The sequence below is a fragment of the Runella zeae DSM 19591 genome (assembly GCF_000423565.1).
Classification (GTDB): Bacteria; Bacteroidota; Bacteroidia; order Cytophagales; family Spirosomataceae; genus Runella; species Runella zeae.
This window is the reverse complement of sequence record NZ_AUIF01000077.1, coordinates 1-10,321: the sequence shown is the minus strand read 5'-3', so window position 1 is coordinate 10,321 and position 10,321 is coordinate 1. Positions and strand designations below refer to the sequence as shown.

The following is a 10,321-nucleotide window of genomic DNA, read 5'->3' as shown; positions in this document are numbered from 1 at the left end:
GGCCTGAAGATGAGACTTCCACATAAGGGACGTTATAGACGATGACGTTGATAGGCTGTAGGTGTAAAGATGGTGACATCAAAGCTGAGCAGTACTAATTGCCCAATATCTTCTTTATAAATATTTATTGTATCTTTCTTTCCAATGTCAATGACTTGAGCAATAGCCAAAGAAAATAGTGATTAGTCACGAAGGTCTTGATGGTGGTTACAGGGTGGGTGTTCACCTCTTCCCATTCCGAACAGAGAAGTTAAGCCCCGCTCCGCCGATGATACTGGGATAACACCCGGGAAAGTAGGTAGCCGCCACGATATTAATAACTAAAGCAGTTCCCCGAAAAGGAACTGCTTTTTTTTTGACTGAACTAAACTCCTATTCGTTTTTCAAAACCTCTACAGGATTACTTTTTGCAGCTTTCATTGTTTGAGAAGCAATCATAATGAATGCAATAAGTAGTACCACTAACAAGCCAATAAATAGTTCAAAAACTTGAACGGGTGTATGATAAGGAAAATTGGTTAGCACAAAATTTTTGAAGAAAAGATACGTGGTAGGAAGTGCAACAAATGCTGCTAATGACAGTTGTACCACAAAACCCCGACTCAATACGTAGACCAGATTGACCGCAGTGGCCCCCATCACTTTCCTAATTCCAATCTCTTTTAGGCGAGTCTCAGTCGTAAATACAACCATCCCGAATAAGCCCATCGAAGCAATCGAAATAGCCAGAAAAGCCAGAAAACCAATGATTTTGATGAGGGTCGAAAATTCGCGGTAGGCTTCTTCGATAGCTTCATCATAAAATTGCGCTTTCAATGGATGAACACGATCGTATTTTTTCCAAATCGACTCAATTTTACCCATGGTTGCTGTCATATCCGTACTTTGTATTTTGACGTTGATGATTGCCCTATCTTCAGGCGTCCAGTGCATGAAAGCGACGGGGCCAATGAGATTTTCGACCTTCCCATAATGAAAATCTTTCATCACGCCGACGATAGTGGCTTTGCGAGTTCCACGAAAATTACTAAACGTAACCACCTCGCCAATGGCATTTTTAGGGTCGTTATAACTGATGTTAAATCGTTTTAAAAATTGTTGATTTACAATCATTTCTGAAGCTGCTTGGAAGGTAGTAGGGCGAGTCTTGAAATTTTCTCCTGCTATGAGCTTATATTCATGCAAAGGCAAATAATTTTCGTCAACGTTGTTTGTCATAACGAGTGCCGAATCACGCGTATTTTGGTATTTTACAAATCCGCCCCACGCATTCCCGACGCTCGTTATGATTAACGACCGTGATAAAGCCTTGACTTCTGGTAGTTCACTTAGCTCTTGAAAAAGTGTTTCAGGACGATTACTCTGTGTATCAATGTTTAGGATATTTTCGGTTTTGAATCCCAAATCAAAAGCAAGGATGTTTTTGTACTGTACATATCCGATGGTGGTTGTAGTAATAAAAATCAAGGTAAACGTATATTGAATCACCACTAAGCTACGTCGGAGTGTGAGGTGTTTGAATACTTTTACTGACCGTTGCGTCGGACGGGAGACATTTCGAAGGGCACTGATGGCATTTACTTTTGAAAAAAACAGTGCTGGTAGAAAGCCCGCAATAGATCCTACAAATACCGAAAAAATAATAAAAGCTATCATCACAACAGGTGTGATTTCGAGCTTTATAGTACGTTGCATTTCAGGGGCGAGATTGATAAGTAGAGGCCGTAATGTTAGAAACAAGAAGAATGAAAGAACAAGCGCTGACAAGGAAATCATAATTGCCTCTATCAAAAACTGTTGGCGTACTTCATTTTTCCCTGCACCAATGGCTTTGCGGAGCCCTACCTCCTTAAAACGACGCATGGCACGGGCCATTGAAAGATTGGTATAATTGAAACAGGCCGAAAGTATTACAATGAGGGCCAATCCTCCCATAATCCATAGCATTATGGGAGGAAGGTGCGGCCCTGTAGAACCTGCGCCTCCTTCAGAGCGGCTGAGATTTTCTCCTACCACTAAGTCATATAAAGGAAGAAGTTCTAGTTTGAGTTTTGTGTTTTCTTCGGCTATATTTCCCGCTTTGGCAATGGCATCAAGCTGTGCCTGAACGGCTGTTTCATCGGCATTTTTAGGGAGTAGGAGATATACATAGTTCGCCCATTTATTAGCCCATTGTTCATAATTGTTGTTTTTATTGAGTTGTTCAGCCGTTGAAAGCGACACCAAAACTTCAAAGTGAATATGCGAAAAGAAAGGAATGTCTTTCATAACACCCGTTACTTTGTACTGGATGGTATCAAACTGAATTACCTTTCCCAGTGCATTTGCACTCCCAAAAAGTTTTTGAGCGGCTGTTTCAGTCACCACAATCGAATAAGGATCCTTAAGGGCTGTTTCGGGATTGCCTGCTACCATGGGAAAACTGAATACTTTGAACAGTGACGGGTCTGCCCAAAAACCTTTGATAGGAAGTATATTTTCACCCACCTGTGCATCCTGCGAAAAGTCGTTGTGTACAATCGCCACTTCTTCAGCTCCAGTCACTCGCTCCCGAATAAGCTTTCCGAGTTTTAAGGAGGTAGTGCTAAACTTGCCGCTTAATTCGCTATTTACCGTGGCGACGTGCGTGATACGATAGATTCGGTCACCGTGTTTGTGAAATTTATCATAGGAATACAAATCCATAATGAATGCAATCAGCAACAAGCCTACCGACATACTAATGGCCAAGCCCACAATATTGATAAAAGAGAATAGCTTGTTGCGCATCAAATTGCGACTAGAGGTTTTGAGGTAGCTTCCAAGCATGTCTTTGTTTTGAAAAAAAGGTAAATGTTTATCTCAAATAATTCACAGCAAACTACAAGAGCATAATAAGCAGAATGAAAAATTGGGATAAATTGGGTAAAAAACGGGATGAATTTCAGGCTACATGTTGTGTTGGCTGCATTGATAGTTCGATTACGCTTACATTAAAACATTTTTGAACATAAATTTTATGAATATTCGCCCTTATTGTGCTGCTGACAGAGAACGTCTCTTAGAAATATTAAGAGAAAATATTCCTCAGTATTTTGCCGTAAACGAAGAACAAGATTTCATTGATTATCTTAATCATCATCTGGAACAATACTATGTACTCGAAGTAGAAGGGATAATACAGGCGTGTGGTGGTATTAACTTAGGCAAAGACGGTATTACGGCCGTTATATCGTGGGATGTGGTGGCACGTCAAAGTCAGGGCAAAGGATATGGCAGAGCCTTGACCGCTTTTCGGATAGAAAGGATGAAAGAAATGGAAGGTATCAGTAAAGTATCGGTAAGAACGTCCCAATTGGTATATCAATTTTATGAGAAATTTGGGCTACAACTTCGCGAAGTGGTAAAAGACTATTGGAGCGAAGGTTTTGATTTATATCGTCTCGATTGTCGCCTAGACCAAACTACACTTTAGCGGTAAAAAATATACCATTCATCCTTTAAGTTCGTCGTTTCGTGGATACTTATGGCTATGTAGTGATTGAATTTTAGTAGGTTTGAATCATCATAGCATCCGTAACATCATAGGAAATTTTATATTTGAACTGGGTAATGGTGAAAAGTCTTTGTCAATTGGCGGAGACTTTTTTTGTTTAACTAAATCCTAATTTCTGAAAAATCTCTTCTTCCGAAATTTCCTGTACTTCAAAAGGCTGGAGCGTGCCTAGAGTCAGTGACTCGATAGAAATTCGAATCAAGCGCAGACAACGATGATTGACCGCTGACATCATTTTTCTGATTTGTCGAAATTTGCCTTCTGTAAGCGTAATTTCTAGCCACGTGCTAGGGATATGGTCGGGGTATTGCCAGCCGCTTTCAAACAAATCGGCGGGTTTTTCAACGACGGTTACTTGGCAGGGTGCGGTTTTATAAATGCCTTGGTCCGTTACTTTTATCAAAACCCCCTCGCGTAGTTGGTGCAGCGCTTGGGGAGATATATTTTTATATACCTGAATGAGATAGGTGCGCTTGTGAGGGCGAGCACTTTTAAAAAGCAATTGGGTCATCTGCTTGTTGGTAGTCAAAATCAGCAGTCCTTCTGAGGTGCTGTCGAGGCGTCCAATACAATGAGTCCCAAGTGGAAAATCAAATTTCAAATCCCCCAGCATCATTCCGCCTTCCGCGCCTATAAACTGTGAGTGCATGTTAAACGGCTTGTTGACAATAAAATACCGATGAGAAGAAGACATAAGAAAATGGAGTCAAGAAAGTGTAAAAATAGCGGTAAGTATTGAATGATAGCTGTAGATGCGCTACGGATTTTTTGCCATCTTTTTTTAAAAATTGATAGCTTTGTACCCAACATTTGATTTATTGATTTCTCATCCCAAACTCCTAAAGTTTATTCTTTTAATATGGCTTCATTTAAAATAGCAGGTGGTCGTCAAATGAAGGGCGAGATTACGCCTCAGGGCGCCAAAAACGAGGCATTGCAGATTTTGTGTGCGGTGTTGTTGACGAAAGAGCCTGTTACAATTCATAACATTCCTAATATTCGAGATGTAAATCAACTCATTGATTTGCTGGGAGATTTGGGCGTAAAGCGTACGCGATTGAGCGATAGTTCGATTCGGTTTGAGGCTTCGGATGTTCATCTTGAATTTATGGAAACCGAAATGTACCGCCAAAAAGCGGCTGCATTGCGGGGGTCGGTGATGTTGTTGGGGCCGATGTTGGCGCGTTTTAAAAAGGGGCGCATTCCACGTCCTGGAGGAGATAAAATCGGCCGCCGTAGATTGGATACGCACTTTTTAGGGTTTGAGCGATTGGGCGCAAAATTTGACTATGATCCAAACGACGGAGGTTTTTATCAGGTGGATGCCAGCCAATTGAAAGGGGTATATATGCTGCTGGATGAAGCCTCGGTAACCGGAACTGCCAATATCCTGATGGCCGCCGTAATGGCCGAAGGAATCACTACGATCTACAATGCCGCTTGTGAGCCTTACTTGCAGCAATTGTGTAAAATGCTTAACCGCATGGGCGCTAAAATCAGTGGTGTTGGTTCAAATCTGCTTACCGTTGAGGGCGTAGCTGAGCTGAATGGTACGGAGCATACCATGCTGCCCGATATGATTGAAATTGGGTCGTTTATCGGAATGGCGGCCATGACTCAAAGTGAATTGACCATCAAAAACTGTTCGGTGCCTGATTTGGGAGTGATTCCGGGAGTGTTCCAAAAACTAGGCATTCAGATGGAGTTTAGAGGAGATGATATTTTTATTCCTGCGCAAGACCGCTACGAAGTAGAGACTTTTATTGATGGCTCGATGCTTGTGGTAGCCGATGCCCCTTGGCCAGGGTTTACCCCCGATTTATTGAGTATTGTACTCGTGACGGCGATTCAGGCAAAAGGAACTGTACTGATTCACCAAAAAATGTTTGAAAGTCGCTTGTTTTTTGTGGATAAACTCATCGAAATGGGCGCTCAGATTATTTTGTGTGATCCGCACCGCGCTACCGTAGTAGGGCTCAATCGGGCTACCCAACTACGTGGTATCCGCATGACTTCGCCCGATATTAGAGCAGGGGTATCGCTTTTGATAGCAGCAATGTCGGCCAAAGGGGTGAGTATTATTGACAATATCGAACAAATTGACCGTGGATATCAGAATATAGACACGCGTCTGAATGCCATCGGTGCCGAAATTGTGAGATTATAATATCAGTTTTAGGTGATGAAAACCCTGTCCTATTTAGTAGTATTTGTGTTTGTTTTTCTTATCCTAACAGGGTGTAAGAAAGAAGATGCCATCTTACCACTATATGCGATTGGTTTTGACGGTAAAACAATGATTGTAGCTCCTTCGTCGAAGGTAAGTATTAAATTCAATCAGCGCGTGACTTGGACTGTTTCGGGCGGAAGTGCCATTCAAGACTCCCAAGATTCATTGGTTTATACTGCGCCTGCTAGCGTTGGTGTGTATCGCATGACGGTAAAAAATGAGCGTGATTTAGGCGATAGTTTAGTCATAAAAATGGTGATTACGCCACGAGCGAGTATTCTGAAAGCATTACAGAAAGGCGGATATTCGTTGGTTTTTCGTCATGCGGCGGCTGATGTAGGAGCCGACCAATTTGCATCCACGCAACCCAATTGGTGGAAATCATGCGATGCTAATTTAGCCCGTCAGCTCAATGACCAAGGTAAAAAAGATGCTGAAGCCATCGGAAAAGCCCTTCATGTGTTGGAAATACCAGTAGGGAGGGTGTATACGAGTGAATATTGCCGGTGCTCTACTACGGCCGATTTGATGAATTTGGGAGTGGCTCCCCAATCGTCAAAAGACCTTACTTATTATGTGTATGATGAGGCCAATCGATATAACAACACCTTGAAACTAGCCACAGAGCAGCCCATCGATGCCAACAATACCGTGTTGGTAATTCACGCTGGCTTTTCGACTATGCCAAGCCCCGCGCCTATGAATGGGCTGGGGTGGGGGGATGCGGCTATTTTTCAGCTAGTGGCGGGGCAGACGGCTCGTTATATTACTACAATCAAAGTAAATGAACTGACGGAGTTAAGTAAATAGTGCTCAATTTTTTCATTTTTGTAAGCAAATAATTAGAACCCAATCATACGTACCCAATGGTACAAAATTTTTAAACAATGATACGCAAATTAATTCCCTTTTTTAGTCTCATTTGTGTGATTACTCAGGCACAAACAATCTCTCTTGATGACTTGAGTGCCTTCAAAAATCCCTCTTCCAATTGGTCGATTGTGGGAAATGCCGCGGCTGATTTGAATCAAAATAATGTCATGACTACTACTCCGGGCAAAGGTGTACTAGCGTGTATTCATCCAAGGGGTAAATATGGCCGTGAGTTTGATTTAATCTCTAACTTCGAACATGGTGATGCCGATGTGGAGGTTGAATTTATGATGGCCAAAGGCTCCAATTCGGGGATTTATCTTCAGGGGCGTTACGAAATCCAATTGTTTGATAGTTGGGGTGTTAAGCAGCCTCACGTCCATGATTTGGGCGCTATTTATGAGCGTTGGGATGAAAGCCGCCCTAATGGCCAAAAAGGCTATGAAGGTTATATGCCACGCATGAACGCTAGCAAGGCGCCGGGTCTTTGGCAAAAAATAAAAATTTCGTTTCAGGCCCCTCGTTTTGACGCCAATGGCAAAAAAATCGCTAATGCCAAAGTTTTGAAAATAGAGCTTAATGGACAGATAGTACAGGAAAACGTAGAATTGTCGGGAATTACTCGTGGAGGTATGGAAGGTGAAGTGGCAAAAGGCCCTTTACTTATCCAAGGCGATCATGGAAGTGTGGCTTTCCGCAATTTGGTGGTAAAACAATACGGCACTCAAGTCCCTGCCTTGAAAGATATCAAATATACGGTATACGACGGGGTGATGATGGCGGAGCCTGATTATGCCAAAGTAAAACCTGTTAAAGAAGGCACTGTTACCAAACTTGCCTATGATATGGCAGGTAAGCCCAATGGCTATCTGATTCGTTTTGTGGGTAAAATTGTGATTCCGGTAGCGGGTGAATATCGTTTCCAAACGGTCAACAATGGCGGAAATGCTACCCTTCGCATCAACAATCAAGAGCTTATAAAATGGAAATGGTGGGAGGCACAAGCCAAAGCGACGCTTCCGGCGGGTGAGCTTCCTTTTGAGTTTGTTTATAATAAAAACACCGATTGGGCCAAATCTTCGCTTGGATTCATGGTAGAAAGTGATTTCAACCGTGCCGTAGAGTTACATGCTTTAGGCTCTGTCAATATGAGCAATCCTACCAATCCTATTTTGGTAAAACCAGGCAGCGAGCCTACCGTACACCGTAGTTTTTTCAGTATTAATAACGAAAGCGTATCTCATGGTATATCAGTGGGAGAGCCTACGGGTATTCATTATGCTATCAACCTCGAAAAAGGAGCCTTGGCTCGCGTGTGGAAAGGAGACTTTTTGGATGTAACTCCCATGTGGAACGACCGTGGTAATGGTATGAGTATTCCACAAGGAAGTGTGCTTAATCTAAACAATCAACCTACTTTGGCACTTCTTTCGAGCGACCAAGCCCCTTGGCCTACAGCCTATGGTGAGGCCGATGGCTTCCGTCAAAGAGGATATGATATAGATGCGGCTGGCCGTCCTACTTTCAAATATGATTTGGCGGGTATCAAAGTCGAAGACCAAATTCGCCCTGATGCAGAGAGTAAGTTTTTTACGCGTGAGCTTCGATTGACAGGCACCATCCCTGCCACGCTCAAATGCCGCCTTGCTACGGGTAAAGAAATCATAAAAATCAATGACAATACCTTTGCTGTGGATAAAAGTTACTATATTCAGGCTGACGGAGCGGCCGTAAGAAGTATCGGTGGTGAACAAGAGTTGATAGCGCCCGCATCGTCGAAGATTACTTATTCGCTGATGTGGTAACTAAACTCAACCCATGAAATATCGCTACCGTGCCCTAACTTTTTTGTTTGCGCTTTCGATTATCACTTTTCTTGACCGCGTTTGCATGAATGTCGTCAGCAAGTATGTCAAAGCAGATTTAGGTTTAAACAACGAAGAGTTTGGGTGGATTCTGGGGGCGTTTTCACTAGCATATGCTTTATTTGAAATCCCGACGGGGGCCATGGGTGATGCCATTGGTCCCCGTCGTGTTTTGACACGCGTGGTGCTGTGGTGGTCAGGTTTTACTGCCCTTACAGGTACGGCTTTTAATTTCTTGTATTTATTGATTGTTCGGTTTTTGTTTGGCGTAGGAGAAGCAGGAGCTTATCCCAACGCCACTATTGCTATTTCGCGTTGGTTTCCGGCTATCGAAGTAGGGCGGGCACAGTCGGTGATTTGGGCAGCTGGGCGTATCGGTGGTGCACTTACGCCGTTGTTGGTGATTCCGCTGGTTCATGCCTTGGGGTGGCGTTGGGCGTTTGGGGTGCTTGGGTTGGTAGGAGCAGTATGGGCCATCGGTTGGTTTTGGTGGTTTAGAGACGAGCCTTCCCAAAAAGAAGGCATTAGCCCCGAAGAAGTAGAAGAAATAGAAGCAGGGCGAAACCTCAAACAAATGGATCATGCCATTCCGTGGAAGACAATTATCCTAAATCCCGACATTTGGGCGTTGATGCTCATGTGTCATTTGTTTTTTTATGGGGCTTATTTCTTTACTAATTGGTCTTCCACTTACTTTCAAGAAGGCCGTGGAATGACCGAAGAGCAATCCAAAAATTTTATCTCACTGTCTTACTTTCTGGGGGCGATTGGTTGTGTGGTAGGTGGACTTTTGAGTGATGTTTTGTCCAAAAAATATGGACTTAAGATAGGCCGTAGAGCCGTCGCCATTACGGGTTTAGGCTTGTCTAGTTTTTTCTTTTTAGCCGCCGGATTGACCACCAACAACGAGCTTTCGGGCTATTTGTTGGCGATATGTGTACTTACCAAAGATTTGGCATTGCCTGTTTCTTTTGCAGTATGTGTAGATATTGGCAAGCGCAATGCAGGCACAGTGGCAGGTTCAATGAATTTTGCGGGACAAATGGGCGGTTTTTTTATCACTATTATCTTTGGCATGGTGGTCGAAAGCACCAAAAACTTCAATATCCCTCTGTATCTCATTGCGGGGTGCTTGTTTGTGGCCGCGCTGCTTTGGTTAAAAATTGACCCTACCAAAACCGTGCATTTGAAAGAAGGGTAAACGGTAGGCTGATGGCTAAGAATGAGAAAAAATGCATCTTTGTTTGAGAGTCATTAATTTATTATGTTAGAAATCGTAAATAAAGATTTAATCTGTCTTACCAAACGGCAACTGATTCGATTGAATCAAGCAGCTATCGAAGAGCAGGGAGGAAGCTTTATATTCATTCGTTCGATTTTTTAGATGGAGAGATAGACCAAAGAATTAGAGGGTATTCTCAGGTTCATCATCTGGCTTTCCGCGTCGATACCATGCCCAATTGTTTGCATACCCTAATCGCTTGATTTCATACAAATCCGCCAAAGTATATTCATCAAAATACGTATCATTGTTAAACCAAAGGGTTTCCGCATAGGAAGTAGGGTTTTCTTCTAAGAAGGCAATGGCAAAATCCAGCATAAATTCACGATCATGACAAAAAATAAAATGTATTATATAATGGCAATCATTAGAAATGTGAGCTTTAGGATTGTGTTCTTTATCTTCAAACCAGCTAAGGGTATAATCAGAGCAGTCAATCACTAATGAAATTTCCTCTCTTGTTGGAGGTTCAACTCTTTTGCACCACCCATAATATTTTTCATCAAAAGGCTTTTCATCAATCCCATAAGGCCACC

Annotated in this window: 8 protein-coding genes and 2 rRNA genes; 7 read left to right on the top strand and 3 right to left on the bottom strand. The window is 42.7% G+C overall.

Annotated features, from left to right (window positions below):
• A 23S ribosomal RNA gene (locus G563_RS0117590) occupies positions 1-118 on the top strand; the annotation flags it as partial.
• Positions 119-199: 81 nt separating this feature from the next.
• Positions 200-311 (top strand): 5S ribosomal RNA (rrf, locus tag G563_RS0117585).
• 61 nt (positions 312-372) lie between these two features.
• Here rrf and G563_RS0117580 read toward each other — a convergent pair.
• Positions 373-2,808 carry an ABC transporter permease gene (locus G563_RS0117580; RefSeq protein ID WP_028666469.1) on the bottom strand — a complete coding sequence of 812 codons (2,436 nt, stop codon included), beginning with the start codon at positions 2,806-2,808 and terminating at the stop codon, positions 373-375.
• A gap of 190 nt (positions 2,809-2,998) precedes the next feature.
• Here G563_RS0117580 and G563_RS0117575 point away from each other — a divergent pair, with 190 nt between their 5' ends.
• Positions 2,999-3,454, top strand: coding sequence for a GNAT family N-acetyltransferase (locus tag G563_RS0117575; protein ID WP_037327310.1), 456 nt, complete (start codon positions 2,999-3,001; stop codon positions 3,452-3,454).
• A gap of 178 nt (positions 3,455-3,632) precedes the next feature.
• On the opposite strand, the gene G563_RS0117570 is transcribed toward G563_RS0117575, so the two are convergent.
• Positions 3,633-4,229, bottom strand: a complete 597-nt coding sequence (locus G563_RS0117570; RefSeq protein ID WP_028666467.1) for a pseudouridine synthase — start codon at positions 4,227-4,229, stop codon at positions 3,633-3,635.
• Between the two features lie 165 nt (positions 4,230-4,394).
• Here G563_RS0117570 and murA point away from each other — a divergent pair, with 165 nt between their 5' ends.
• The 4 genes from murA to G563_RS0117550 all read left to right on the top strand — a co-directional run bounded on the left by murA (position 4,395) and on the right by G563_RS0117550 (position 9,704).
• On the top strand, positions 4,395-5,702 hold the full coding sequence (gene murA / locus G563_RS0117565) for a UDP-N-acetylglucosamine 1-carboxyvinyltransferase (RefSeq protein ID WP_028666466.1): 1,308 nt from the start codon (positions 4,395-4,397) through the stop codon (positions 5,700-5,702).
• A 15-nt stretch (positions 5,703-5,717) separates the two neighbouring features.
• Positions 5,718-6,575 (top strand): histidine phosphatase family protein, encoded by an 858-nt coding sequence (locus tag G563_RS37105; protein WP_028666465.1) that lies wholly within the window; start codon positions 5,718-5,720, stop codon positions 6,573-6,575.
• A gap of 77 nt (positions 6,576-6,652) precedes the next feature.
• A complete protein-coding gene (locus G563_RS0117555; RefSeq protein ID WP_051211051.1) occupies positions 6,653-8,443 on the top strand; it encodes a 3-keto-disaccharide hydrolase in 1,791 nt (596 codons plus the stop codon).
• A gap of 13 nt (positions 8,444-8,456) precedes the next feature.
• Entirely contained in the window at positions 8,457-9,704 is a 1,248-nt protein-coding gene (locus tag G563_RS0117550; RefSeq protein ID WP_028666463.1) for an MFS transporter, read from the top strand.
• Positions 9,705-9,908: 204 nt separating this feature from the next.
• Here the strand turns inward: G563_RS0117550 and G563_RS38480 are convergent.
• Positions 9,909-10,321 (bottom strand): hypothetical protein (locus G563_RS38480; protein ID WP_037327307.1); only part of this gene is annotated, 413 nt, incomplete at its 5' end.

Coding starts and splice junctions, on each gene's coding strand:
- G563_RS0117555 (WP_051211051.1), top strand. CDS start 6,653: ATGATACGCAAATTAATTCCCTTTTTTAGTCTCATTTGTGTGATTACT.
- murA (WP_028666466.1), top strand. CDS start 4,395: ATGGCTTCATTTAAAATAGCAGGTGGTCGTCAAATGAAGGGCGAGATT.
- G563_RS0117570 (WP_028666467.1), bottom strand. CDS start 4,229: ATGTCTTCTTCTCATCGGTATTTTATTGTCAACAAGCCGTTTAACATG.
- G563_RS37105 (WP_028666465.1), top strand. CDS start 5,718: ATGAAAACCCTGTCCTATTTAGTAGTATTTGTGTTTGTTTTTCTTATC.
- G563_RS0117580 (WP_028666469.1), bottom strand. CDS start 2,808: ATGCTTGGAAGCTACCTCAAAACCTCTAGTCGCAATTTGATGCGCAAC.
- G563_RS0117550 (WP_028666463.1), top strand. CDS start 8,457: ATGAAATATCGCTACCGTGCCCTAACTTTTTTGTTTGCGCTTTCGATT.
- G563_RS0117575 (WP_037327310.1), top strand. CDS start 2,999: ATGAATATTCGCCCTTATTGTGCTGCTGACAGAGAACGTCTCTTAGAA.